At 64.2% G+C, this 24,346-nt stretch carries 20 protein-coding genes; 18 read left to right on the plus strand and 2 right to left on the minus strand.

What is annotated here, in order from left to right:
• Window positions 1-4: 4 nt before the first annotated feature.
• The gene (gene nifJ / locus QLG03_RS02140) at window positions 5-3,517 is read right to left on the minus strand and encodes a pyruvate:ferredoxin (flavodoxin) oxidoreductase (RefSeq protein ID WP_049015446.1); all 3,513 of its coding nucleotides are present in this window, start codon (window positions 3,515-3,517) and stop codon (window positions 5-7) included.
• Between the two features lie 403 nt (window positions 3,518-3,920).
• Here nifJ and nifH point away from each other — a divergent pair, with 403 nt between their 5' ends.
• The 14 genes from nifH to nifM all read left to right on the plus strand — a co-directional run bounded on the left by nifH (window position 3,921) and on the right by nifM (window position 17,538).
• Window positions 3,921-4,802 (plus strand): nitrogenase iron protein, encoded by an 882-nt coding sequence (gene nifH / locus QLG03_RS02145; RefSeq protein ID WP_004203553.1) that lies wholly within the window; start codon window positions 3,921-3,923, stop codon window positions 4,800-4,802.
• A gap of 16 nt (window positions 4,803-4,818) precedes the next feature.
• The gene (gene nifD, locus QLG03_RS02150) at window positions 4,819-6,267 is read left to right on the plus strand and encodes a nitrogenase molybdenum-iron protein alpha chain (RefSeq protein WP_023290337.1); all 1,449 of its coding nucleotides are present in this window, start codon (window positions 4,819-4,821) and stop codon (window positions 6,265-6,267) included.
• A 55-nt stretch (window positions 6,268-6,322) separates the two neighbouring features.
• Window positions 6,323-7,885, plus strand: a complete 1,563-nt coding sequence (gene nifK / locus QLG03_RS02155) for a nitrogenase molybdenum-iron protein subunit beta (RefSeq protein WP_023290338.1) — start codon at window positions 6,323-6,325, stop codon at window positions 7,883-7,885.
• 39 nt (window positions 7,886-7,924) lie between these two features.
• The gene (nifT, locus tag QLG03_RS02160; protein WP_101861979.1) at window positions 7,925-8,143 is read left to right on the plus strand and encodes a putative nitrogen fixation protein NifT; all 219 of its coding nucleotides are present in this window, start codon (window positions 7,925-7,927) and stop codon (window positions 8,141-8,143) included.
• Window positions 8,144-8,153: 10 nt separating this feature from the next.
• Window positions 8,154-8,816 carry a NifB/NifX family molybdenum-iron cluster-binding protein gene (locus QLG03_RS02165; protein ID WP_255989174.1) on the plus strand — a complete coding sequence of 221 codons (663 nt, stop codon included), beginning with the start codon at window positions 8,154-8,156 and terminating at the stop codon, window positions 8,814-8,816.
• A 586-nt stretch (window positions 8,817-9,402) separates the two neighbouring features.
• Window positions 9,403-10,776 (plus strand): nitrogenase iron-molybdenum cofactor biosynthesis protein NifE, encoded by a 1,374-nt coding sequence (gene nifE, locus QLG03_RS02170; protein ID WP_282473562.1) that lies wholly within the window; start codon window positions 9,403-9,405, stop codon window positions 10,774-10,776.
• A gap of 9 nt (window positions 10,777-10,785) precedes the next feature.
• Window positions 10,786-12,171 carry a nitrogenase iron-molybdenum cofactor biosynthesis protein NifN gene (nifN, locus tag QLG03_RS02175; RefSeq protein ID WP_117145512.1) on the plus strand — a complete coding sequence of 462 codons (1,386 nt, stop codon included), beginning with the start codon at window positions 10,786-10,788 and terminating at the stop codon, window positions 12,169-12,171.
• The gene (locus QLG03_RS02180; protein ID WP_023290342.1) at window positions 12,158-12,628 is read left to right on the plus strand and encodes a NifB/NifX family molybdenum-iron cluster-binding protein; all 471 of its coding nucleotides are present in this window, start codon (window positions 12,158-12,160) and stop codon (window positions 12,626-12,628) included. The genes nifN and QLG03_RS02180 overlap by 14 nt, the downstream gene beginning before the upstream one ends.
• A gap of 194 nt (window positions 12,629-12,822) precedes the next feature.
• Complete coding sequence (nifU, locus tag QLG03_RS02185) at window positions 12,823-13,662, plus strand: Fe-S cluster assembly protein NifU (protein WP_282473563.1); 840 nt, start codon at window positions 12,823-12,825, stop codon at window positions 13,660-13,662.
• 15 nt (window positions 13,663-13,677) lie between these two features.
• Window positions 13,678-14,880 carry a cysteine desulfurase NifS gene (nifS, locus tag QLG03_RS02190; RefSeq protein WP_044524059.1) on the plus strand — a complete coding sequence of 401 codons (1,203 nt, stop codon included), beginning with the start codon at window positions 13,678-13,680 and terminating at the stop codon, window positions 14,878-14,880.
• A 15-nt stretch (window positions 14,881-14,895) separates the two neighbouring features.
• A complete protein-coding gene (nifV, locus tag QLG03_RS02195; RefSeq protein WP_023290345.1) occupies window positions 14,896-16,038 on the plus strand; it encodes a homocitrate synthase in 1,143 nt (380 codons plus the stop codon).
• Window positions 16,039-16,040: 2 nt separating this feature from the next.
• Window positions 16,041-16,298: a nitrogenase-stabilizing/protective protein NifW gene (locus tag QLG03_RS02200; RefSeq protein WP_023290346.1), complete on the plus strand. Its 258-nt coding sequence runs from the start codon at window positions 16,041-16,043 to the stop codon at window positions 16,296-16,298.
• A complete protein-coding gene (locus QLG03_RS02205) occupies window positions 16,295-16,738 on the plus strand; it encodes a nitrogen fixation protein NifZ (protein WP_023290347.1) in 444 nt (147 codons plus the stop codon). Before QLG03_RS02200 ends, QLG03_RS02205 begins: the two co-directional genes overlap by 4 nt.
• Entirely contained in the window at window positions 16,738-17,538 is an 801-nt protein-coding gene (gene nifM, locus QLG03_RS02210; RefSeq protein ID WP_255989166.1) for a nitrogen fixation protein NifM, read from the plus strand. Before QLG03_RS02205 ends, nifM begins: the two co-directional genes overlap by 1 nt.
• Window positions 17,539-17,560: 22 nt before the next feature.
• On the opposite strand, the gene QLG03_RS02215 is transcribed toward nifM, so the two are convergent.
• On the minus strand, window positions 17,561-18,091 hold the full coding sequence (locus tag QLG03_RS02215; protein WP_023290349.1) for a flavodoxin: 531 nt from the start codon (window positions 18,089-18,091) through the stop codon (window positions 17,561-17,563).
• Between the two features lie 319 nt (window positions 18,092-18,410).
• Between QLG03_RS02215 and nifL the strand changes: the two genes are divergently transcribed.
• The 4 genes from nifL (at window position 18,411) to QLG03_RS02235 (ending at window position 23,552) form a co-directional block, all read left to right on the plus strand.
• Entirely contained in the window at window positions 18,411-19,895 is a 1,485-nt protein-coding gene (nifL, locus tag QLG03_RS02220) for a nitrogen fixation negative regulator NifL (protein ID WP_023290350.1), read from the plus strand.
• Window positions 19,892-21,466 (plus strand): nif-specific transcriptional activator NifA, encoded by a 1,575-nt coding sequence (nifA, locus tag QLG03_RS02225; protein ID WP_086076213.1) that lies wholly within the window; start codon window positions 19,892-19,894, stop codon window positions 21,464-21,466. The genes nifL and nifA overlap by 4 nt, the downstream gene beginning before the upstream one ends.
• Before the next feature lie 164 nt (window positions 21,467-21,630).
• A complete protein-coding gene (nifB, locus tag QLG03_RS02230) occupies window positions 21,631-23,037 on the plus strand; it encodes a nitrogenase cofactor biosynthesis protein NifB (RefSeq protein WP_255989162.1) in 1,407 nt (468 codons plus the stop codon).
• Complete coding sequence (locus tag QLG03_RS02235) at window positions 23,037-23,552, plus strand: nitrogen fixation protein NifQ (protein WP_101861986.1); 516 nt, start codon at window positions 23,037-23,039, stop codon at window positions 23,550-23,552. Before nifB ends, QLG03_RS02235 begins: the two co-directional genes overlap by 1 nt.
• Window positions 23,553-24,346 lie beyond the last annotated feature (794 nt).

The following is a 24,346-nucleotide window of genomic DNA, read 5'->3' on the forward strand; positions in this document are numbered from 1 at the left end:
CCTGCTACTCCCCCGCCAGCCGCTGGTACTGCCTGAAACGGGCCCGGGCATCCTCCTCCGTTTGCCGGAACAGCGCGTCCGCCAGATCCGGGGTGGTTTTGTGCAGCGCGGCATAGCGCACCTCGCCAAGCAGAAAGTCGCGGAAGCTCTCTTCCGGCTCTTCAGAGTCCAGTATAAACGGCGTTTTGCCCTCGGCTTCGCGCTGTGGATGGTAGCGCCACAGGTGCCAGTATCCCGCCTCCACCGCCCGCTTCGCCTCGCGCTGACTGCAGCGCATCCCGGCTTTCAGGCCGTGGTTGATACAGGCGGCGTAGGCGATCACCAGCGACGGTCCCGGCCAGGCTTCAGCCTCGGCGATGGCCCGCAGGGTCTGATCTTTATCGGCGCCCATGGCGATCTGCGCAACGTAAACATTGCCGTAGCTCATCGCCATCATGCCGAGATCTTTTTTCCGCGTGCGTTTCCCCTGGGCGGCAAACTTGGCGATCGCCGCCACCGGGGTCGATTTGGACGACTGGCCGCCGGTGTTGGAGTAGACCTCGGTATCGAACACCAGAATATTGACGTCTTCCCCGCTGGCCAGCACATGATCGAGACCGCCGAAGCCAATATCGTAGGCCCAGCCGTCGCCGCCGAAGATCCACTGCGAACGCCGGACGAAATAGTCACGGTTCTGCCAGAGCTGTTCCAGCAGCGGAACCCCCTCTTTTTCCGCCGCCAGCAACGCACTGAGGCGGTCCGCACGCTCGCGGGTCCCCTCCCCCTCGTCCTGCTGCGCCAGCCATTGCCGCATCGCGGCGTGAAGCGCGTCGCTGACCGGCAGCGCCAGGGCGCGGGTCATCTCCCCGGCGATCTGTTGGCGGATCGCCTGGCCGCCGAGCATCATGCCCAGCCCGAACTCGGCGTTGTCCTCAAACAGCGAGTTTGCCCAGGCCGGCCCGTGGCCGCGGTGGTTGGTGGTATAGGGCATCGAAGGCGCGCTGGCGCCCCAGATCGAAGAGCAGCCGGTGGCGTTGGCGATCAGCATCCGGTCGCCAAACAGCTGGGTGATCAGCCGGGCATAGGGCGTTTCGCCACAGCCCGCGCAGGCGCCGGAAAACTCCAGCAGCGGCGTTTCGAACTGGCTGCCTTTGACCGTCGTTTTGCGAAACGGGTTATCTTTTGGCGCCAGCCCCAGCGCGTAGTCCCAGACCGGGGCCATCGCGCGCTGGCTGTCGAGGGAGGCCATCTGCAGCGCCTTGCCGCGCGACGGGCAGCTCTCCACGCAGTTGCCGCAGCCGGAGCAGTCCAGCGGCGAGATAGCCAGATGATAGTGGTAGTCTTTGGCCCCCTGGGCCGGTTTGCTCAGCAGCCCGGCGGGCGCCGTATCCTGTTCTTCAGCGTTCAGCAACGCCGGGCGGATCGCCGCATGCGGGCAGACGAAGGCGCACTGGTTACACTGGGTGCAGCCGTCGGGCTGCCAGACCGGCACCTCCAGGGCAATGCCGCGCTTCTCCCAGGCGGCGGTGCCGGAGGGAAAGGTGCCGTCTTCCATCCCGGCGAAGGCGCTCACCGGCAGCAGATCGCCGCGCTGGCGGTTCATGGGCTGCAGAATATCGCGGATGAAGTCCGGCATCAGGGTTGTCGCCTGCGGCGCCGGCGCCTCGAGGGTCGCCCAGTGGGCGGGAACCGTCACCCGACGCAGCGCCGCCATCCCCAGCTCGATCGCCCGCTGGTTCATCTCAATGACGCTCGCCCCTTTGCTGCCATAGCTTTTCTCCACCGCCTGCTTGAGATAGTCCGCCGCGGTTTGCGGATCGATAATCGCCGTCAGCTTAAAGAACGCCGCCTGCATCAGCATGTTAAAGCGCCCGCCGAGGCCCAGCTCGCGGGCGATGTCCACCGCGTTGAGGGTATAAAAGTCGATCTTTTCCTGCGCCAGATAGCGCCGGACGCTGACCGGCAGGTGCTGCTCCAGCTCCGCCTCGGACCAGCTGCAGTTGAGCAAAAAGGTGCCTCCCGGCTTCAGCCCCTCCAGCAGGTCGTAGCGGTCGACATAGGATTGCTGAGAGCAGGCGATAAAATCGGCCCGGTGGATCAGGTAGGGTGAGGTGATTGGCCGGTCGCCAAAGCGCAGGTGCGAGACGGTGATCCCCCCGGACTTTTTCGAGTCGTAGGAAAAGTAGGCCTGAGCATAGAGCGGCGTGTTATCGCCGATGATCTTAATGGCGCTTTTGTTCGCCCCGACGGTGCCATCCGAGCCCATGCCCCAGAATTTGCAGGCGGTGATCCCGGCGTGGGAGACCGCCAGCGGCACCTGCCGGGCGGGCAGCGAGGTAAAGGTGACGTCATCGACAATGCCCAGGGTAAACCCGTCCTTCGGCAGCGGCTGCCGAAGATTGTCAAACACCGCGGCGATATCGTTGGGCAGCACATCCTTACCGCCGAGGGCGTAGCGGCCGCCGACAATCAGTGGCGCATCGTCGCGTTGATAGAAAGCGTTTTTGACGTCGAGGCACAGCGGTTCCGCCTGCGCCCCCGGCTCTTTGGTGCGGTCAAGGACGGCAATGCGCTGCACGCTGGCGGGCAGTTGCGCGAAAAAGTGCGCCAGCGAGAACGGACGATAGAGATGAACGCTGAGCAGCCCCACCTTCTCCCCCGCCGCATTCAGCGCATCCACCACCTCCTGGACGGTGTCGCACACTGAGCCCATGGCGATAATCACCCGCTCGGCGTCCGGCGCGCCGTGGTAATTAAACAGGTGATATTCCCGCCCGGTGAGCGCGGTGATCTTCGCCATATAGCTTTCCACCAGATCGGGCAGCGCGAGGTAGAAGCGGTTACCGGCCTCCCGCTCCTGGAAGTAGATATCCGGGTTTTGCGCGGTGCCGCGGATCACCGGGTGATCCGGATGCAGCGCCTGACGACGAAAGCGCTCCAGCGCCGGGCGGTCCAGCAGCGCCGCCAGCTGCTCATACTCCAGCACCTCGATCTTCTGTATTTCGTGCGAAGTGCGAAAACCGTCGAAGAAGTTGATAAAGGGTATCCGCCCGGCGATCGCCGCCAGATGCGCCACCGCCGACAGGTCCATCACCTGCTGAACGTTATTCTCCACCAGCATGGCGCAGCCGGTCTGGCGCACCGCCATCACATCCTGATGGTCGCCAAAAATATTCAGCGAATTGGTCGCCAGCGCCCGGGCGCTAACGTGAAAGACGCCCGGCAGCAGCTCCCCGGCAATTTTGTACAAATTGGGGATCATCAGCAGCAGCCCCTGCGACGCGGTGTAGGTGGTGGTGAGCGCCCCCGCCTGCAGCGCGCCGTGCACCGCCCCGGCGGCGCCGGCTTCAGACTGCATCTCCATCAGGCGCACCGGCCGACCAAAGAGGTTCTTTTTCCCCTTAGCGGCCCATTCATCGACATTCTCCGCCATCGGGGTGGAGGGGGTAATGGGATAGATGGCCGCCACGTCGGTAAAGGCGTAGGAGATCCAGGCCGCCGCCGCGTTGCCATCCATTGTTTTCATGTTTCCGGACATCGTTCAATCCTCGAAGGTGAGCGTTCTCTTTACCGCGACAGCCCGCGGCAAACCCTGTTTCCTCTTCAAGCACAGCCTGTGCCAGCTCGCGGATTGCCGCCTGTCGCTTATTAATTCAACAGGTTAAGGGAAGAAAGGCGCAGGTCCGTCCGGCGGAATTGCGGGGAATAAGACACAGGGCGCGACAAGCTGTTGAACAGGCGACAAAGCGCCGCGCCGGGCCGGTGGCGGGAAATTGTTCTGTTTCGCACATTTGGTGGCGTTATTGTGCCGTTTGCGCAGGCCTCCGGCGCGGCCGGTTTACAGAAAATATTTATTTATCAAATGACTGCATAAAAAATCACAGCTGGTATGTTCCCTGCACTTCTCTGCTGGCAAACACTCAACAACAGGAGAAGTCACCATGACCATGCGTCAATGCGCTATCTACGGTAAAGGCGGTATCGGTAAATCCACCACCACCCAGAATCTCGTCGCGGCCCTCGCCGAGATGGGTAAGAAAGTGATGATCGTCGGCTGCGATCCGAAGGCGGACTCCACCCGTCTGATCCTCCACGCGAAAGCCCAGAACACCATTATGGAGATGGCGGCGGAAGTGGGCTCGGTCGAGGATCTGGAGCTCGAAGACGTGCTGCAAATCGGCTATGGCGATGTACGTTGCGCCGAATCCGGCGGCCCGGAGCCAGGCGTCGGCTGCGCCGGACGCGGGGTGATCACCGCCATCAACTTCCTCGAAGAAGAAGGCGCCTATGAAGAAGATCTAGATTTCGTCTTCTATGACGTCCTCGGCGACGTGGTCTGCGGCGGCTTCGCCATGCCGATCCGCGAAAACAAAGCCCAGGAGATCTACATCGTCTGCTCCGGGGAGATGATGGCGATGTATGCCGCCAACAATATCTCCAAAGGGATCGTGAAGTACGCCAAATCCGGCAAGGTACGCCTCGGCGGCCTGATCTGTAACTCGCGCAAAACCGACCGCGAAGACGAGCTGATCATCGCCCTGGCGGAGAAGCTCGGCACCCAGATGATCCACTTTGTTCCCCGCGACAACATTGTGCAGCGCGCAGAGATCCGCCGAATGACGGTGATCGAGTACGACCCGACCTGTCAGCAGGCCAACGAATATCGTCAGCTGGCGCAGAAGATCGTCAATAACACCAAAAAAGTGGTGCCGACCCCCTGCACCATGGACGAGCTGGAGTCGCTGCTGATGGAGTTCGGCATCATGGAAGAAGAAGACACCAGCATCATTGGTAAAACCGCCGCTGAAGAAAACGCGGCCTGAGCACAGGATCCTCACCATGACCAACGCAACAGGCGAACGTAACCTTGCGCTCATCCAGGAAGTCCTGGAGGTGTTTCCCGAAACCGCGCGCAAAGAGCGCAGAAAGCACATGATGATCAGCGATCCGCAGATGGAGAGCGTCGGCAAGTGCATTATCTCGAACCGTAAATCGCAGCCCGGGGTGATGACCGTGCGCGGCTGCGCCTACGCCGGCTCGAAAGGGGTGGTGTTTGGGCCGATTAAAGACATGGCCCATATCTCGCACGGCCCCATCGGCTGCGGCCAGTACTCGCGCGCCGGACGGCGCAACTACTATACCGGCGTCAGCGGCGTCGACAGCTTCGGCACCCTGAACTTCACCTCTGATTTTCAGGAGCGCGATATTGTCTTCGGCGGCGATAAAAAGCTGAGCAAACTGATTGAAGAGATGGAGCTGCTGTTCCCGCTGACCAAAGGGATCACTATCCAGTCGGAGTGTCCGGTGGGCCTCATCGGCGATGACATCAGCGCCGTGGCCAACGCCAGCAGCAAGGCGCTGGATAAACCGGTGATCCCGGTGCGCTGCGAAGGCTTTCGCGGCGTCTCGCAGTCGCTGGGCCACCATATCGCCAACGACGTGGTGCGCGACTGGGTGCTGAACAACCGCGAAGGGCAGCCGTTTGCCAGCACCCCGTATGATGTCGCCATCATTGGCGATTACAACATCGGCGGCGACGCCTGGGCCTCGCGCATTCTGCTGGAAGAGATGGGGCTGCGCGTAGTGGCGCAGTGGTCCGGCGACGGCACTCTGGTGGAGATGGAGAACACCCCGTTCGTTAAGCTAAACCTCGTCCACTGCTACCGTTCGATGAACTATATCGCCCGCCATATGGAGGAGAAACATCAGATCCCGTGGATGGAATATAACTTCTTCGGCCCGACCAAAATCGCCGAATCGCTGCGCAAGATCGCCGATCAATTTGATGACGCCATTCGCGCCAATGCGGAAGCGGTGATCGCCAAATATGAGGGGCAGATGGCGGCCATCATCGCCAAATATCGCCCGCGGTTGGAGGGGCGCAAAGTGCTGCTGTACATGGGGGGGCTGCGGCCGCGCCACGTCATCGGCGCCTATGAGGATCTGGGGATGGAGATCATCGCCGCCGGCTACGAGTTTGCCCATAACGATGATTACGACCGCACCCTGCCGGACCTGAAAGAGGGCACTCTGCTGTTTGACGATGCCAGCAGCTATGAGCTGGAGGCCTTCGTCAAAGCGCTGAAGCCCGACCTCATCGGCTCCGGGATCAAAGAGAAATATATCTTCCAGAAAATGGGGGTGCCGTTCCGCCAGATGCACTCCTGGGACTATTCCGGCCCCTATCACGGCTATGACGGCTTCGCCATCTTTGCTCGCGATATGGATATGACCCTGAACAATCCGGCTTGGAACGAACTGACTGCCCCGTGGCTGAAGTCTGCGTGATTGCCCCTTCACTGTCCCGTCAGTCCACCGATTTGTGGCGCGGGAGGAGAACACCATGAGCCAAACGATCGATAAAATTCACAGCTGTTATCCGCTGTTTGAACAGGATGAATACCAGACCCTGTTCCAGAACAAAAAGAGCCTTGAAGAGGCGCACGACGCGCAGCGCGTCCAGGAGGTATTTGCCTGGACCACCACCGCCGAGTATGAAGCGCTGAACTTCCAGCGCGAGGCTTTGACCGTCGACCCGGCCAAAGCCTGCCAGCCGCTCGGGGCGGTGCTCTGCGCGCTGGGGTTCGCCGGCACCCTGCCCTACGTCCACGGCTCTCAGGGCTGCGTCGCCTATTTCCGCACCTACTTTAACCGCCATTTTAAGGAGCCGGTGGCTTGCGTCTCCGACTCGATGACCGAGGACGCGGCGGTGTTCGGCGGCAACAACAATATGAATCTGGGCCTGCAGAATGCCAGCGCGCTGTATAAACCCGAGATTATCGCCGTCTCCACCACCTGCATGGCCGAGGTGATCGGCGACGATCTGCAGGCGTTTATCGCCAACGCCAAAAAAGAGGGATTTGTTGACGACAGTATCGCCATTCCTTACGCCCATACCCCCAGCTTTATCGGCAGCCATGTCACCGGCTGGGACAATATGTTCGAAGGGTTCGCGAAGACCTTTACCGCTGACTACGCCGGGCAGCCGGGCAAACTGCAAAAGCTCAATCTGGTGACCGGATTTGAGACCTATCTCGGCAACTTCCGCGTGCTGAAGCGGATGATGGCGCAGATGGATGTCCCCTGCAGCCTGCTCTCCGACCCTTCAGAGGTGCTCGACACCCCCGCCGACGGCCATTACCGGATGTACGCCGGCGGCACCAGCCAGCAGGAGATCAAAACCGCGCCGGACGCCATTGACACCCTGCTGCTGCAGCCATGGCAGCTGGTGAAAAGCAAAAAGGTGGTTCAGGAGATGTGGAATCAGCCCGCCACGGAGGTAGCCGTTCCGTTGGGTCTGGCCGCTACCGACGCGCTGCTGATGACCGTCAGTCAGCTGACCGGCAAACCGATCGCCGACGCCCTGACCCTTGAGCGCGGCCGGCTGGTGGACATGATGCTGGACTCCCACACCTGGCTGCACGGCAAAAAATTCGGCCTCTACGGCGATCCGGATTTCGTGATGGGCCTGACGCGCTTCCTGCTGGAGCTGGGCTGCGAGCCGACGGTGATCCTCAGCCATAACGCCAATAAACGCTGGCAAAAGGCGATGAAGAAAATGCTCGACGCCTCGCCCTACGGCCAGGACAGCGAAGTGTTCATCAACTGCGACCTGTGGCACTTCCGGTCGCTGATGTTCACCCGTCAGCCGGACTTTATGATCGGTAACTCCTACGGCAAGTTTATCCAGCGCGATACCCTGGCGAAGGGCAAAGCCTTCGAAGTGCCGCTGATCCGTCTCGGCTTTCCGCTGTTCGACCGCCATCATCTGCACCGCCAGACCACCTGGGGCTATGAAGGCGCGATGAACATCGTCACGACGCTGGTGAACGCCGTGCTGGAAAAACTGGACCACGACACCAGCCAGCTGGGCAAAACCGATTACAGCTTCGACCTCGTTCGTTAACCATCAGGCGCCCCGCCGCAGGCGGGGCCAGGAGGGAGTATGCCCATCGTGATTTTCCGTGAGCGCGGCGAGGTGCTGTATGCCTATATCGCCAAACAGGATCTGGAGGCCCGGGTGCTCCAGGTCGAACATGACGAGACGGACCGCTGGGGCGGCGCGATTGCCCTTGAAGGGGGACGTCGCTACTACGTCAATCCGCAGCCGGGGCGGCCGGTCTTTCCGATAAGCCTGCGCGCCACCCGCAGCACGCTGCTATAAGGAGCTGGAAATGTCCGATAACGATACCCTTTTCTGGCGTCTGCTGGCGCTGTTCCAGACGCTGCCGGAGCTGCAGCCGGTGCAAGTCGTCGACTGGCTGGCGCAGGAGTGCGGCGAAACCTTGACCCCGGCACGGTTAACCACCCTGACGCAGCCTCAGCTGGCCGCCAGCTTTCCTTCGGCGATGGCGGTGATGTCCCCGGCCCGCTGGGCGCGGGTCATCGCCTGCCTGCAGGGGGCGCTGCCCGGCCATTTGCGCATCGCCCGGTCACCCCAGCGGACGCCCCAGCTGCAGGTCGCCTTCTGTTCGCAGGATGGCCTGGTCATCAATGGTCATTTTGGCCAGAACCGGCTGTTTTTTATCTATGCCTTCGATGACCAGGGCGGCTGGCTGGCGGATCTGCGCCGCTATGCCTCCCCTTCGGCGACGTCTGACGCCAGCGAGATGCGCGCCAGGCTGCTGGAGGATTGCCATTTGCTGTTTTGCCAGGAGATTGGCGGGCCTGCCGCCGCGAGGTTGATCCGCCATCAGATCCATCCGATGAAAGCGCCGCCGGGCACGACGATCCAGGCCCAGTGCGAGGCGATCAATACGCTGCTGACCGGCCGTTTGCCGCCGTGGCTGGCGAAGCGCCTCAACCGGGATAACCCTCTGGAGGAACGTGTTTTTTAATCGTTGTGTTGTACTTGTTGCCCGCCGACCCCGCGGGCCTTTTTTTGCCCCTGCAGGTGACATCCTTTCTTTCAGCAAGGCAAGCGCCGCAGGACAGGGACAAAAGTGACAGCGGGGGGTTAGGCGCATCAGGAAAATTGGCGAGAACGCAGGCGCGCATCCAGGACTGGCCGCCAGGACGGCGGCCAGAGGGCGGTCGAGACAGGGATGTCGAGTCCGCCCGTTCCGCCAGATGAAGCCGGAGTGGAGCGGACCGCGCAGCGGCAATTTTCAGCGCCATGCGGGGGGTCATGGGGGGCGGGCGAAACGCCCCCCATGCCGTTCACCCGCAGAGGGCGCGATGAAATAGAGAGGAAGGTTGGTGAACGGAATATTCCACCTTATCGACGCTTCCCGTCATTCGCCAATATGCGGCAATACTGTCGCGGTAAATCCAGTTATCAGCGCGATAAATCATGCCTTACCCCTGTTTGATTGTTGCCTTTGTCGCAAAGCCCACAACCCTTTTTCCTTAAAAATCAACCCCCCTCTCCCTGGAGCGCGAATTGCATCACCTCCCCGGTCTCCCACCGTCAACGAGGTCACTATGAAGGGAAAGGAAATTCTGGCGCTGCTGGACGAACCCGCCTGCGAGCACAACCAGAAGCAAAAATCCGGCTGCAGCGCCCCTAAGCCCGGCGCCACCGCCGGCGGCTGCGCCTTCGACGGCGCGCAGATAACGCTCCTGCCCATCGCCGACGTCGCGCACCTGGTGCACGGCCCTATCGGCTGCGCGGGAAGCTCGTGGGATAACCGCGGCAGCGTCAGCGCCGGCCCGGCCCTCAACCGGCTCGGCTTTACCACCGATCTCAACGAACAGGATGTGATTATGGGCCGCGGCGAACGCCGCCTGTTCCATGCCGTGCGTCACATCGTCGACCGCTATCGCCCGGCGGCGGTCTTTATCTACAACACCTGCGTACCAGCGATGGAAGGCGATGACATTGAGGCGGTGTGCCAGGCCGCGCAGACCGCCACCGGCGTCCCGGTCATCGCCATTGACGCCGCCGGCTTCTACGGCAGCAAAAATCTTGGCAACCGGATGGCGGGCGACGTAATGCTCAGGCAGGTGATTGGCCAGCGCGAACCCGCCCCATGGCCGGACAACACGCACTTTGCCCCGGCCCAGCGCCACGATATCGGCCTGATTGGCGAATTCAATATCGCCGGCGAGTTCTGGCAGGTCCAGCCGCTGCTCGACGAGCTGGGGATCCGCGTCCTCGGCAGCCTCTCCGGCGACGGCCGCTTTGCCGAGATCCAGACCCTGCACCGGGCGCAGGCCAATATGCTGGTGTGCTCGCGAGCGCTGATCAACGTCGCCCGGGGGCTGGAGCTACGCTACGGCACGCCGTGGTTTGAGGGCAGCTTCTACGGGATCCGCGCCACCTCCGTCGCCTTGCGCCAGCTGGCGGCGCTGCTGGGGGATGACGACCTGTGCCGCCGCACCGAGGCACTGATCGCCCGCGAGGAGCGAGCAGCGGAGCAGGCGCTAGCGCCGTGGCGCGAGCAGCTCCGCGGGCGCAAAGTGCTGCTCTACACCGGCGGCGTGAAATCCTGGTCGGTGGTCTCGGCCCTGCAGGATCTCGGCATGACCGTGGTGGCCACCGGCACGCGGAAATCCACCGAGGAGGACAAACAGCGGATCCGGGAGCTGATGGGCGACGAGGCGGTGATGCTTGAGGAGGGCAACGCCCGCACCCTGCTCGACGTGGTGTACCGCTATCAGGCGGATCTGATGATCGCCGGCGGACGCAATATGTACACCGCCTGGAAAGCCCGGCTGCCGTTCCTCGATATCAATCAGGAGCGGGAGCACGCCTACGCTGGCTACCAGGGCATCATCACCCTCGCCCGCCAGCTCTGTCTGACCCTCGCCAGCCCCGTCTGGTCGCAAACGCATGCCCGCGCCCCGTGGCGCTAGGAGAACACCATGGCAGACCTTATCCGTAGCGAAAAACCGCTGGCGGTGAGCCCGATTAAAACCGGGCAACCGCTCGGGGCGATCCTCGCCAGCCTTGGGCTGGCCCAGGCCATCCCGCTGGTCCACGGCGCCCAGGGCTGCAGCGCCTTCGCCAAAGTTTTCTTTATTCAACATTTTCATGACCCGGTGCCCCTGCAGTCGACGGCCATGGATCCGACCGCCACGATCATGGGCGCCGACGGCAATATCTTCACCGCGCTCGACACCCTCTGCCAGCGCCACAGTCCGCAGGCCATTGTGCTGCTCAGCACCGGACTGGCGGAGGCGCAGGGCAGCGATATCGCCCGGGTGGTACGCCAGTTTCGCGAGGCGCATCCCCGCCATAACGGCGTGGCGATCCTCACCGTCAACACCCCGGATTTTTTTGGCTCCATGGAAAACGGCTACAGCGCGGTGATCGAGAGCATCATCGAGCAGTGGGTGGCGCCGACGCCGCGTCCGGGGCAGCGGCCCCGGCGGGTCAACCTGCTGGTCAGCCACCTCTGTTCGCCAGGGGATATCGAATGGCTGAGCCGCTGCGTGGAGGCCTTTGGCCTGCAGCCGGTGGTCCTGCCGGACCTCTCGCTGTCGATGGATGGCCACCTGGGTCAGGGGGATTTTACGCCCCTGACCCAGGGCGGCGCCTCGCTGCGCCAGATTGCGCAGATGGGCCAGAGTCTGGGCAGCTTCGCCATCGGCGTGTCGCTGCAGCGGGCGGCATCGCTGCTGAGCCAGCGCAGCCGCGGAGAGGTGATCGCCCTGCCGCACCTGATGACCCTCGGCCACTGCGATACCTTTATTCATCAGCTGGCGAAGCTGTCCGGGCGCCGCGTACCGGCCTGGATTGAGCGCCAGCGCGGCCAGCTGCAGGACGCGATGATCGACTGCCATATGTGGCTGCAGGGCCAGCGCATGGCGATGGCCGCGGAGGGCGACCTGCTGGCGGCCTGGTGTGATTTCGCCCGCAGCCAGGGGATACAGCCCGGCCCGCTGGTCGCCCCCACCAGCCACCCCAGCCTGCGCCAGCTGCCGGTCGAGCAGGTGGTGCCGGGGGATCTGGAGGATCTCCAGCAGCTGCTGAGCCACCAACCCGCCGATCTGCTGGTGGCTAACTCTCACGCCCGCGATCTGGCGGAGCAGTTTGCCCTGCCGCTGATCCGCGTCGGCTTTCCTCTTTTCGATCGGCTCGGCGAGTTTCGCCGGGTTCGCCAGGGGTACGCCGGCATGCGCGACACGCTGTTTGAGCTGGCCAATCTGCTGCGCGACCGCCATCACCACACCGCCCTCTACCGATCGCCGCTTCGCCAGGGCGCCGACCCCCAGCAAGCTTCAGGAGACGATTATGCCGCCCATTAACCGTCAGTTTGAGATGGTCCACGCCGACGAGTGGTCGATGAAAGTCGCCTTCGCCAGCTCCGATTACCGCCATGTCGATCAGCATTTTGGCGCCACGCCGCGGCTGGTGGTCTACGGCGTCAAGGCGGATCGGGTCACCCTGCTGCGGGTGGTGGAGTTCCCGGTCGTCAGCGGCCATCAGACCGAGAAAATTGCCGAGCGCATCCACGCCCTGGAGGATTGCGTCACCCTGTTCTGCGTGGCGATTGGCGAGGCGGTTTTTCGCCAGCTGCTGCAGGTGGGCGTCCGCGCCGAACGGGTTCCCGATCAGACCACCATCCTCGGCTTACTGCAGGAGATCCAGCTCTCCTGGTATGAAAAAGCGCAGCGCCGCAGCGCGCGGCAACGCGATCCGCAGCGCTTTAACCGCCTGCTGGAAGAGCAGACGTGGCGGGAGGAGCCCGACCCGCAGCCCTGAGCCTGTCGTTTATGTGACAAAGCCCACAAAACGCCACAACAGTGTCGGCTCTGTCGGGGGCGGTTAACCCGCCAGGTCATTAACAAATAAGGTTTTTATGCGTTGGTACCGCAATTGCTTGGGGAACAGTACCACCGCCAGTCTGCGGTGCACCGCGCCCCGGCGTTTTCGTCATCATCCCTGGAGCTGACAGCATGTGGAACTACTCCGAGAAAGTGAAAGACCATTTTTTTCATCCCCGCAACGCGCGCGTGGTCGACAACGCCAACGCGGTGGGCGATGTGGGTTCATTAAGCTGCGGCGATGCGCTGCGCCTGATGCTGCGGGTTGATCCGCACACCGAGATCATCGAGGAGGCCGGCTTCCAGACCTTCGGCTGCGGCAGCGCCATCGCCTCCTCTTCAGCGCTGACGGAGCTGATTATCGGCCACACCCTGACCGAAGCCGGGCAGATCACCAACCAGCAGATCGCCGACTACCTCGACGGCCTGCCGCCGGAGAAAATGCACTGCTCGGTGATGGGCCAGGAGGCGCTGCGTGCGGCTATCGCCCATTTTCGCGGCGAAAGCCTTGAGGAGGAGCATGAGGAGGGCAAGCTGATCTGTAAATGCTTCGGCGTCGACGAAGGACATATTCGCCGGGCCGTGGTGAACAACGGCCTGACCACCCTCGAGGAGGTGATCAACTACACCAAGGCCGCCGGGGGCTGTACCGCCTGCCATGAAAAAATTGAGCTGGCGCTGGCGGCGATCCTCGCCCAACAGCCGCCCGCCCCCCTGCCGGCGGAGACGGCCCACGATGCGCAGTGGCAAAGCGTGGTCGATACCATCAACGAGCTGCGCCCGCACATTCAGGCCGACGGCGGCGACATGACGCTGGTGAGCGTCACCCCGCGCCAGGTCACCGTCAGCCTCTCCGGCAGCTGCAGCGGCTGCATGATGACCGACATGACCCTCGCCTGGCTGCAGCAAAAGCTGATGGAGCGCACCGGAAGTTACATGGATGTGGTGGCGGCCCCGGCCGCGGTTAACTAACCCCAGGGGGACACAATGAAACCTGTTTATCTCGATAACAACGCCACCACCCGTCTCGACCCGATGGTTCTCGACGCGATGATGCCCTTTTTGACCGACTTTTACGGCAATCCCTCGTCGATTCACGATTTTGGTCTGCCAGCGCAGGCCGCCCTTGAACGGGCGCACCAGCAGGTGGCCGCTCTGCTCGGGGCCGACTACCCCAGCGAGATCATTTTTACCTCCTGCGCCACCGAGGCCACGACCACCGCCATCGCCTCAGCGGTGGCCCTGATGCCGGAGCGGCGCGAGATCATCACCAGCGCGGTCGAACATCCCGCCACCCTGGCGGTGTGCGAACAGCTGGAGCGCCAGGGATACCTGATCCACCGTATCGCCGTGGATCGGCAGGGCGCTCTGGATATGGCGCAGTTTCGGGCGGCGCTTAGCCCACGCGTGGCGCTGGTCAGCATCATGTGGGCCAATAACGAAACCGGCGTCATGTTCCCGGTGCCCGAGCTGGCGGAGCTGGCCCATGAGCAGGGCGCGCTGTTTCACTGCGACGCCGTGCAGGTGGTGGGCAAAATCCCGATGGCGCTCAGCCAGACGCGGATCGATATGCTCTCCTGCTCGGCGCATAAATTCCACGGCCCCAAAGGGGTGGGCTGCCTCTGGCTGCGGCGGGGAACGCGTTTTCGTCCGCTGCTGCGCGGCGGCCACCAGGCGCATGGCCGGCGGGCCGGGACGGAAAATATCAGCGGCATTGTCGGCATGGGCGCCGCCAGCGAGCTGGCGCAGGTCCACCTCCCGGGCATGGCGCAGATTAGCCAGCTGCGCGATCGCCTTGAACATCATCTCCTGAGCGCCATTCCGGCGGTAACGGTGATGGGCGGCAGCCAGCCGCGGGTGCCCGGCACGCTTAATCTGGCCTTCGAGTGCATTGAAGGCGAGGCGATCCTGCTGCTGATGAATCAGGCCGGGATCGCCGCCTCCAGCGGCAGCGCCTGCACCTCCGGCTCGCTGGAGCCGTCGCACGTCATGCGGGCGATGAATATTCCTTACACCGCGGCCCACGGCACCGTTCGCTTCTCCCTCTCGCGCTACACCCGGGAAAAAGAGATCGACTACGTCATCGCCGCCCTGCCTCCTGTTATCGACCGGCTGCGCGCCCTGTCGCCCTACTGGCGAAACGGCCAGCCGCTCCTGCAGGATGGCGCCTTCGCGCCGGTCTTCGGTTAAGACGGAGAGACGACAATGGGACGCGTACTGATCAATGACACCACCCTGCGCGATGGCGAACAGAGTCCCGGCGTGGCCTTCCAGGCCAGCGAAAAAATCGCCATCGCCGAGGCGCTGTACGCGGCGGGGATCGAGGCGCTGGAGGTCGGCACCCCGGCGATGGGCGAGGAAGAGTGCGCCCGTATCCGGCTGGTGCGCCGTCAGCTTCCGGGCGCCACGCTGATGACCTGGTGCCGGATGCAGGCCGGCGAAATTCGCCTGAGCGCCGAGCTGGGCATGGACTGGGTGGATATCTCCATCCCCGCCTCCGACAAGCTGCGGCAGTACAAACTGCGCGAGAGCTTACCGCTGCTGCTGGAGCGGCTGACGGGTCTGATCCACCTCGCCCATACCCTTGGCCTGAAGGTCTGCATTGGCTGTGAGGACGCCTCGCGGGCCAGCGACGCGACGCTACGGGATATTGCCCGGCAGGCCGGCGAGGCGGGGGCTGCCCGTCTGCGCTATGCCGACACCGTCGGTATCCTCGACCCGTTTACCACCGCGGCGCAGATCGCCGCCCTGCGTAACGTCTGGCCCGGCGAACTCGAGATGCACGCCCATAACGATCTCGGGCTGGCCACCGCCAACACCCTCGCGGCGGTACGCGCCGGGGCCACCAGCGTAAACACCACCGTGCTGGGCCTGGGCGAACGGGCGGGCAACGCGGCGCTGGAAACGGTGGCGCTTGGGCTGGAGCGCTGCCTGGGCGTCGAGACTGGGGTGCGTTTCACCGCCCTGCCGGCGCTGTGCGAACAGGTGGCCCTCGCCACCCGCCGCCCTGTCGATCCCCAGCAGCCGCTGGTGGGCGAGCTGGTTTTTACCCATGAGTCCGGCGTGCACGTCGCGGCGCTGCTGCGCGACAGCGAGAGCTATCAGGCGATCGACCCCGCCCTGCTGGGCCGCGGCTATCGGCTGGTGCTGGGCAAACACTCCGGTCGCCAGGCGGTTAACGGCGTCTTCGACCGGATGGGCTATCACCTGACGTCAGCGCAAATTGACCAGTTGCTGCCGGCGCTCCGCCACTTTGCGGAAACCGGCAAACGCAGCCCGCGGGATGATGAGCTGGCGGCAATCTATCACGCGCTCTGCGGCGCCGAAACGCTGCAGGCCAGGGGGTAAGCATGGAGTGGTTTTATCAGATCCCCGGCGTAGACGACCTGCGCTCCGCCGACGCCTTCTTTCAGTTTTTCGCCGTTCCCTATCAGCCCGAGCGTCTGGCCCATTGCAGCCTGCCGGTGCTGGCCGCCTTTCACCGCAAGCTGCGGGCGGAAGTGCCCCTGCTCAACCAGCTGGAGGAGAACCCGCGCGCGCACTGGCTGCTGGCGCGCCGGCTGCTGGCGGAGAGTTATCAGCAGCAGTTCGAGGAGAACACGCCATGAGACCCACATTTACCTTTAGCGAAGCGGTCCGCGTCGTGCGCGCCATCCGTAACGATGGCACCTATGCGGGCCTGCCGTCCGGCGCCCTGCTGGTGCGCCGGGGCAGCATCGGCTATGTCCGCGACTGGGGGGTATTCTTGCAGGACCAGGTCATCTACCAGGTCCACTTCCCGGAGAGCGACCGGATCGTCGGCTGCCGCGAACAGGAGCTGATTGCCGGCGATCGTCCCTGGCTGGCGGGGAATCTGCAGTATGGCGATAACGTCACCTGCCAGACGGCGCTGACGTTGCAGGGCGAAGTGGTGGTCAACGTCGGTCAGCAGGGGCGTATTGAGGCCACCGATCGGGGCGAGCGCGGGGACGGCTATATCGTCGACTTCGGCGGCCGCTGGTTCCAGGTTCCGGTGACCGCGCTGGCCCTGGCAGAGGAGGAAGAATAATGCAGCCATGGCAACGATTTGGCCGGCGGCGGCTGGCGCAGAGCCGCTGGAACTGCGAACCGGCGGCCATCGCCGCGGCGGACCGGGAGGCCTTCGAGGCGGCCTGGCAGCGTCAGGCCCGCGTGGAGCAGGCGCTGGTCGCCGAGGTCGCGGCGGAGGCGATCCCCGCCGCGCTACGGGAAGGCCTCGCCGCTTCGCTGCGCCTCTGGCTGGATGAGGGCGGATTTACGCCGCCGGAGCGGGCGGCGATCGTCCTGCACCATGCCCGGCTGGAAACCGCCTTCGCCGGGATTGCCAGCCAGGCGCCGCTGCCGGATCCCACCGCGGTGCAGGCGTGGTATCTGCGGCATCAGGCGCAGTTTATGCGCCCGGAACAGCGGTTGACCCGCCATCTGCTGCTCACCGTCGATGGCGATGAGCAGGCGGTTTACTCGCGCATCCAGGCGCTTCATGGGCAAATCGCGGCCTCCCGCGAGGCGTTTGCGCCGCTGGCCCAGCGATACTCCCACTGCCCGAGCGCGCTGGACGGCGGGCGACTGGGGTGGATCGGGCGGGGGTTGCTCTATCCGCAGCTGGAGGAGGCCCTGTTTGCGCTGACGGAAAATGCGCTGAGCGCGCCGGTGGCCAGCGAGCTGGGCTGGCACCTGGTATGGTGCGAAGACATCCGCCCCGCCGCGCCGATGACGCCTGAACAGGCGCTGGAAAGCGCCCGCGATTACCTTATTCAACAGAGCCAGCGCCGCCACCAGCGCCAGTGGCTGGCTGAGATGTTAGCGCGCCAGCCGGGGCTGTGCGGGTAGCCGGCAGGCCACCCGCCAGCGTCTACAGCAGGTGCGGTTTGATCTCCTCAAGCCAGGTCGCCAGACGCGTTTCGGTCTCGTCGAATTGGTTATCCTGGTCCAGCACCAGCCCGACAAACCGCTCCCCCTCCAGCGCCGATGAGGCGCTGAACTCATACCCCTCGTTCGGCCAGCTGCCGATCATCGTCGCCCCGCGGGCGCGCAGGGCGTCGTACAGCGGCCGCAGCCCGCTGGCGAAGTTATCGGGATAGCCGCGCTGATCGCCGAGGCCAAACAGCGCCACCGTTTTTCCCTGCAGGCTGACGTCGCCGAGGTTGCGGATAAACTCGGCCCACGACTCGCTCTCGCCCCCGGCCTCAAGGCCCGGCAGCTGGCCGTCGCCCAGCGTCGGCGTGCCCAGCAGCAGGGCCGGGTAGGCCAGCAGGTCCGCCAGCGTGGCGCGGTTAATATTGACCGGGGCGGCGGCGGCCTCCCCCAGCTGCTTGTGGATCAGTTTCGCGATCTTGCGGGTTTTACCGGTATCGGTGCCAAAGAAAATGCCAATGTTCGCCATAGTACGCTCCTGTCGGAATGGTGTCGAAAATAGGGATTACCGCAGGGGTATTGCGAAGGCTGTGCCAGGTTGCCCTGCACCGTGACGGCTCATCCCTGCCCCATCAGGATCGCTTTCCGCCGCCGCAGCGCCCGCGCAAGGCGCCCCCGGCGGACCGAAAGGTAAAAATCAGCGGATTTTCCCCCTGTCGGATCAATGTTTCGTTCGGTCGTTTCGATAAGGGCGCACCGTTTGCATGGTTATCCGTGTTCGGCTCAGCCCGCCGCGATCCGCGCAGGGTGTCGGACAATTTGTCATAACTGCGACACAGGAGTTTGCGATGACCCTGAATATGATGCTCGATAACGCCGCGCCGGAAGCCATCGCCGGCGCGCTGACTCAACAACATCCGGGGCTGTTTTTTACCATGGTGGAACAGGCCTCAGTGGCGATTTCCCTCACCGACGCCAGCGCCAGGATCATCTACGCCAACCCGGCGTTTTGCCGCCAGACCGGCTATTCGCTGGCGCAATTGTTAAATCAGAACCCGCGCCTGCTGGCCAGCAGCCAGACGCCGCGCGAGATCTATCAGGAGATGTGGCATACCCTGCTCCAGCGTCAGCCGTGGCGCGGCCAGCTGATTAACCAGCGGCGGGACGGCGGCCTGTACCTGGTGGAGATTGACATCACTCCGGTGCTCAGTCCGCAAGGGGAATTGGAGCATTATCTGGCGATGCAGCGGGATATCAGCGTCAGCTATACCCTGGAGCAGCGGCTGCGCAACCATATGACCCTGATGGAGGCGGTGCTGAATAATATTCCCGCCGCCGTGGTGGTAGTGGACGAGCAGGATCGGGTGGTGATGGACAACCTTGCCTATAAAACCTTCTGCGCCGACTGCGGCGGCCGGGAGCTGCTCACCGAGCTGCAGGTCTCCCCAGGCCGGATGACGCCCGGCGTGGAGCAGATCCTGCCGGTGGCGATACGCGGGGCCGCGCGCTGGCTGTCGGTGACCTGCTGGCCGCTGCCCGGCGTCAGCGAAGAGGCCAGCCGCTACTTTATCGACAGCGCCCTGGCGCGAACCCTGGTGGTGATCGCCGACTGTACCCAGCAGCGCCAGCAGCAGGAGCAGGGCCGCCTCGACCGGCTGAAGCAGCAAATGACCGCCGGCAAGCTGCTGGCGGCGATCCGCGAGTCGCTGGACGCCGCGCTGATCCAGCTGAACTGCCCGATTAACATGCTGGCGGCGGCCCGTCGGCTGAACGGCGAGAGCAGCGGCAACGTGGCGCTGGAGGCCGCCTGGCGCGAAGGGGAAGAGGCGATGGCCCGGCTCCAGCGCTGTCGCCCGTCGCTGGATCTCGAAAACCCCGCCGTCTGGCCGCTGCAGCCCTTTTTCGACGACCTGTGCGCCCTCTACCGCACCCGCTTCGATGCCGAGGGGCTGCAGCTGGACATGGCCTCGCCGCATCTGATCGGCTTTGGCCAGCGCACTCAGCTGCTGGCGTGCTTAAGCCTGTGGTTCGACCGCACCCTGGCCCTCGCCGCCGAGCTGCCTTCCGTCCCGCTGGCGATGCAGCTCTATGCCGAGGAAAACGACGGCTGGCTGGCGCTGTACCTGACCGACAACGTGCCGCTGCTGCAGGTGCGCTACGCCCACTCCCCCGACGCGCTGAATTCGCCGGGCAAAGGCATGGAGCTGCGGCTGATCCAGACCCTGGTGGCGCACCATCGCGGGGCCATCGAGCTGACTTCCCGGCCGCAGGGCGGCACCTGCCTGACCCTGCGTTTCCCGCTGTTTAACACCCTGACCGGAGGTGAAGCATGATCCCCGAATCCGACCCGGACACCACCGTCAGACGCTTCGACCTCTCTCAGCAGTTCACCGCCATGCAGCGGATAAGCGTGGTGCTGAGCCGCGCCACCGAGGCCAGCAAAACGCTGCAGGAGGTGCTCAGCGTATTGCACAACGATGCCTTTATGCAGCACGGGATGATCTGTCTGTACGACAGCGAGCAGGAGATCCTCAGTATCGAAGCGCTGCAGCAAACCGAGCAGCAGACTCTCCCCGGCAGCGCGCAGATCCGCTATCGTCCCGGCGAGGGGCTGGTGGGGACGGTGCTGGCCCAGGGGCAATCGCTGGTGCTGCCCCGGGTCGCCGACGATCAGCGTTTTCTCGACCGCCTGAGCCTCTACGATTACGATCTGCCGTTTATCGCCGTGCCGCTAATGGGGCCCAACGCCCGGCCCATGGGCGTGCTGGCGGCCCAGCCGATGGCGCGCCAGGAAGAGCGGCTGCCGGCCTGCACCCGCTTTCTCGAAACCGTCGCCAACCTCATCGCCCAGACCATCCGGCTGATGATCCTCCCGGCCTCCGCCACCCTGCCGGGCCGCCAGCCGCCGAAGGTGGAACGGCCGCCTGCCTGCTCGTCGTCGCGCGGGGTGGGCCTTGACAATATGGTCGGCAAGAGCCCGGCGATGCGCCAGATCGTGGAGGTGATCCGCCAGGTTTCGCGCTGGGACACCACTGTGCTGGTACGCGGCGAAAGCGGCACCGGGAAAGAGCTGATCGCCAATGCCATCCACCACCATTCCCCGCGGGCTGGCGCCGCCTTCGTCAAATTTAACTGCGCGGCGCTGCCGGACAATCTGCTGGAAAGCGAACTGTTCGGCCATGAAAAAGGCGCCTTTACCGGCGCGGTGCGCCAGCGTAAGGGGCGTTTTGAGCTGGCGGATGGCGGCACCCTGTTCCTCGACGAGATTGGCGAAAGCAGCGCCTCGTTCCAGGCTAAGCTGCTGCGCATCCTGCAGGAGGGAGAGATGGAGCGGGTCGGCGGCGATGAGACCCTGCGGGTGGATGTCCGCATCATCGCCGCCACCAACCGCCACCTGGAGGAGGAGGTCCGGTTGGGCCACTTCCGCGAGGATCTTTACTATCGCCTGAACGTGATGCCCATCGCCCTGCCCCCGCTGCGCGAACGTCAGGAGGACATCGCCGAGCTGGCGCACTTTCTGGTGCGCAAAATTGGCCAGCATCAGGGGCGCACGCTGCGGATCAGCGAGGGGGCGATCCGTCTGCTGATGGAGTACAGCTGGCCGGGCAATGTTCGCGAGCTGGAGAACTGCCTCGAACGATCGGCGGTGATGTCCGAGAGCGGCCTGATCGATCGCGACGTGATCCTCTTCACCCACCAGGAACGTCCGGCCAAAGCCCTGCCCGCCAGCGGGCCGGCGGAAGACAGCTGGCTGGACAACAGCCTGGACGAACGCCAGCGGCTGATCGCCGCGCTGGAAAAAGCCGGCTGGGTGCAGGCTAAGGCGGCGCGGCTGCTGGGGATGACGCCGCGCCAGGTCGCCTACCGGATCCAGATCATGGATATCACCCTGCCGCGTCTGTAAGCCACGGTGTCAGGTTCAGGACATTGTCGCCTGCGCGGCGGGAACACGACAATATTTTGCCGCAGGGATGCGGAATAACACCTTTCTTTTCAGCATGATAAAAAATCCCTCTCTGGTATGCCCTTTGCAGCAGGAAGGTATCGCCCAACCATGAAGGTACGACCATGACTTCCTGCTCTTCTTTTTCCGGCGGCAACGCCTGTCAGTCGGCGGACGCCAGCGCGTTAGCGCCGCGGGTGGCCGATAAGGTCGCCGCGCACCCCTGCTATTCCCGCAGCGGGCACCACCGTTTCGCCCGGATGCATCTCCCGGTCGCTCCGGCCTGCAATCTGCAGTGCAACTACTGCAACCGTAAATTCGACTGCAGCAATGAATCCCGCCCCGGGGTGTCTTCGACGCTGCTGACCCCCGAGCAGGCGGTGCTGAAAGTGCGCCAGGTGGCCCAGGCCATCCCGCAGCTGTCGGTGGTCGGCATTGCCGGGCCCGGCGATCCGCTGGCCAATATGACCCGCACCTTCCGCACCCTGGAGCTGGTCCGCGATCAGCTTCCGGACCTGAAATTATGCCTGTCGACCAACGGGCTGATGCTGCCCGACGCGGTGGATCGCCTGCTGGAGGTCGGTGTGGATCACGTTACGGTGACCATCAATACGCTGGATGCCGGCATCGCCGGACAAATCTACGCCTGGCTGTGGCTCGACGGCGAACGCTACCGCGGGCGGGAAGCCGGGGAGATCCTGATAGCCCGCCAGCTGGAGGGGGTCCGCAGGCTGACCAACGCCGGGGTGCTGGTCAAGATAAACTCGGTGCTGATCCCGGGGATCAACGACAGCGGCATGGCCGAGGTCAGCCGTTGTTTGCGGGAAAGCGGCGCGTTTATTCACAATATTATGCCGCTGATTGCCAGACCGGAGCACGGCACGGTCTTTGGCCTCAACGGCCAGCCAGAGCCGGACGCCGGGATGCTCGCCGCGATCCGCAGCCAGTGCGGGGCCGCGATGCCGCAGATGACGCATTGCCACCAGTGCCGCGCCGACGCCATCGGCATGCTGGGCGAAGACCGCAGCCAGCAGTTTACCCAGCTGCCGGACCCGAACAGCCTCCCCGACTGGCTGCCCATCCTCCATCAGCGCGCCGAACTTCATGCCAGCCTCGCCACCCGGGGAGAGTCGGAGGCCGATGATGCCTGTCTGGTGGCCGTGGCCTCCAGCCGCGGCGAGGTGATTGATTGTCATTTTGGCCATGCCGACCGCTTCTCGATCTACAGCCTGTCTGCCGCCGGCATGGTGCTGGTGGGCGAGCGCTTTACGCCGAAATATTGCCGCGGCGCGGAGGAGTGCGAGCCGCAGGAGAACGAAGCCAGACTGGCGGCACTCCTCGCGCTGCTCGCCGACGTGAAAGCAGTGTTCTGCGTGCGTATCGGCCATACGCCATGGCAACAGCTCGAGCGACAGGACATTGAGCCGCAGGTGGACGGCGCGTGGCGGTCGGTCGCCGAGGTGCTGCCCGCCTGGTGGCAGCGGCGGCGACAGAGCCTGGCGGCATCGCGCCTGCGTCAGGGGGTCGCCTGATGGCGCCGGTCGACTGGTTGACCCACCTGTGGCGACGGTATCACGCCGGAAAAGGCTGCTTTCCGCTGCGCATGGGGCTGAGCGTCGAGGCGTGGCTGGCTCTGCAGCAGCGGCTGGGCGAGGTGGCGACGCCGCTGGACAGCGAGGCGCTGAGCCGTCGCCGGCTGATGACGGAGCTGAATGCCACCCGCGACGAAGAGCGCCGCCAGCTGGCGCGATGGCTGGCGGAGTGGATCGCGCCGGGAGCCGAACCGATGGCGCCGATCGTCGCCGGGGCAGCGCTGGCGTTTAATCATCTATGGGAGGATCTGGGTCTGGATTCGCGGGCGGAACTGGGCCGGCTGATGAGCGACTGCTTTCCGCAGCTGGTGGCGCAGAATGTCCACCATATGCGCTGGAAGAAGTTCTTTTATCGCCAGCGCTGCCTGCAGTCGCAGGGGGAGATCGTCTGCCGCTCGCCGAGCTGCGACGAATGCCTGGAGCGTAGCCTCTGCTTCGAACCGCCGCCGCAATAAACACCCCGCAGGTGCCCCTGCGGCTGCCCCCAAAATGCCCCTGTTTAACCGCTTTACGCGGATTTCTGCCGGGTGGCGCTTCGCTTACCCGGCCTACAAAACCATCTACCTATCAGAAGGTTACTCAACACCCCAGACCCGGCAAGCGCCGCGCCGCCGGGCAAGGACAGCGGGCGCGATGCCGCTTGTGTGCCGGGTGGCGCTTCGCTTACCCGGCCTACAACGCCATTTACCTATCAGAAGGTTACTCAACACCCCAGACCCGGCAAGCGCCGCCGGGCAAGGACAGCGGGCGCGATGCCGCTTGTGTGCCGGGTGGCGCTTCGCTTACCCGGCCTACAAAGTCATCTACCTATCAGAAGGTTACTCAACACCCCAGACCCGGCAAGCGCCGCCGGGCAAGGACAGCGGGCGCGGTGCCGCTTGTGTGCCGGGTGGCGCTTCGCTTACCCGGCCTACAAAACCATCTACCTATCAGAAGGCTACTCAACACCCCAGGCCCGGCAAGCGCCGCGCCGCCGGGCAAGGACAGCGGGCGCGGTGCCGCTTCTGTGCCGGGTGGCGCTTCGCTTACCCGGCCTACAAAGTCATTTACCTATCAGAAGGCTACTCAACACCCCAGACCCGGCAAGCGCCGCGCCGCCGGGCAAGGACAGCGGGCGCGGAGCCGCTTGTGTGCCGGGTGGCGGCTACGCCTTACCCGGCCTGGAGTTCGTGCGACCTGTCGTTAATTTATTCACCAGCCTTGCTGAAACTGCCGGTGCTGGCGGCCTCAAAATCGCTGAGACGTTCCC

It is taken from the genome of Klebsiella sp. V115_8 (assembly GCF_029967715.1).
Lineage (GTDB): Bacteria > Pseudomonadota > Gammaproteobacteria > Enterobacterales > Enterobacteriaceae > Klebsiella > Klebsiella quasipneumoniae.

Coding starts and splice junctions, on each gene's coding strand:
- nifL (WP_023290350.1), top strand. CDS start 18,411: ATGACCCTGAATATGATGCTCGATAACGCCGCGCCGGAAGCCATCGCC.
- nifE (WP_282473562.1), top strand. CDS start 9,403: ATGAAGGGAAAGGAAATTCTGGCGCTGCTGGACGAACCCGCCTGCGAG.
- nifV (WP_023290345.1), top strand. CDS start 14,896: ATGGGACGCGTACTGATCAATGACACCACCCTGCGCGATGGCGAACAG.
- QLG03_RS02235 (WP_101861986.1), top strand. CDS start 23,037: ATGGCGCCGGTCGACTGGTTGACCCACCTGTGGCGACGGTATCACGCC.
- nifT (WP_101861979.1), top strand. CDS start 7,925: ATGCCCATCGTGATTTTCCGTGAGCGCGGCGAGGTGCTGTATGCCTAT.
- nifD (WP_023290337.1), top strand. CDS start 4,819: ATGACCAACGCAACAGGCGAACGTAACCTTGCGCTCATCCAGGAAGTC.
- nifK (WP_023290338.1), top strand. CDS start 6,323: ATGAGCCAAACGATCGATAAAATTCACAGCTGTTATCCGCTGTTTGAA.
- QLG03_RS02200 (WP_023290346.1), top strand. CDS start 16,041: ATGGAGTGGTTTTATCAGATCCCCGGCGTAGACGACCTGCGCTCCGCC.
- QLG03_RS02180 (WP_023290342.1), top strand. CDS start 12,158: ATGCCGCCCATTAACCGTCAGTTTGAGATGGTCCACGCCGACGAGTGG.
- nifA (WP_086076213.1), top strand. CDS start 19,892: ATGATCCCCGAATCCGACCCGGACACCACCGTCAGACGCTTCGACCTC.
- QLG03_RS02165 (WP_255989174.1), top strand. CDS start 8,154: ATGTCCGATAACGATACCCTTTTCTGGCGTCTGCTGGCGCTGTTCCAG.
- nifU (WP_282473563.1), top strand. CDS start 12,823: ATGTGGAACTACTCCGAGAAAGTGAAAGACCATTTTTTTCATCCCCGC.
- nifH (WP_004203553.1), top strand. CDS start 3,921: ATGACCATGCGTCAATGCGCTATCTACGGTAAAGGCGGTATCGGTAAA.
- nifM (WP_255989166.1), top strand. CDS start 16,738: ATGCAGCCATGGCAACGATTTGGCCGGCGGCGGCTGGCGCAGAGCCGC.
- QLG03_RS02205 (WP_023290347.1), top strand. CDS start 16,295: ATGAGACCCACATTTACCTTTAGCGAAGCGGTCCGCGTCGTGCGCGCC.
- QLG03_RS02215 (WP_023290349.1), bottom strand. CDS start 18,091: ATGGCGAACATTGGCATTTTCTTTGGCACCGATACCGGTAAAACCCGC.
- nifN (WP_117145512.1), top strand. CDS start 10,786: ATGGCAGACCTTATCCGTAGCGAAAAACCGCTGGCGGTGAGCCCGATT.
- nifJ (WP_049015446.1), bottom strand. CDS start 3,517: ATGTCCGGAAACATGAAAACAATGGATGGCAACGCGGCGGCGGCCTGG.
- nifB (WP_255989162.1), top strand. CDS start 21,631: ATGACTTCCTGCTCTTCTTTTTCCGGCGGCAACGCCTGTCAGTCGGCG.
- nifS (WP_044524059.1), top strand. CDS start 13,678: ATGAAACCTGTTTATCTCGATAACAACGCCACCACCCGTCTCGACCCG.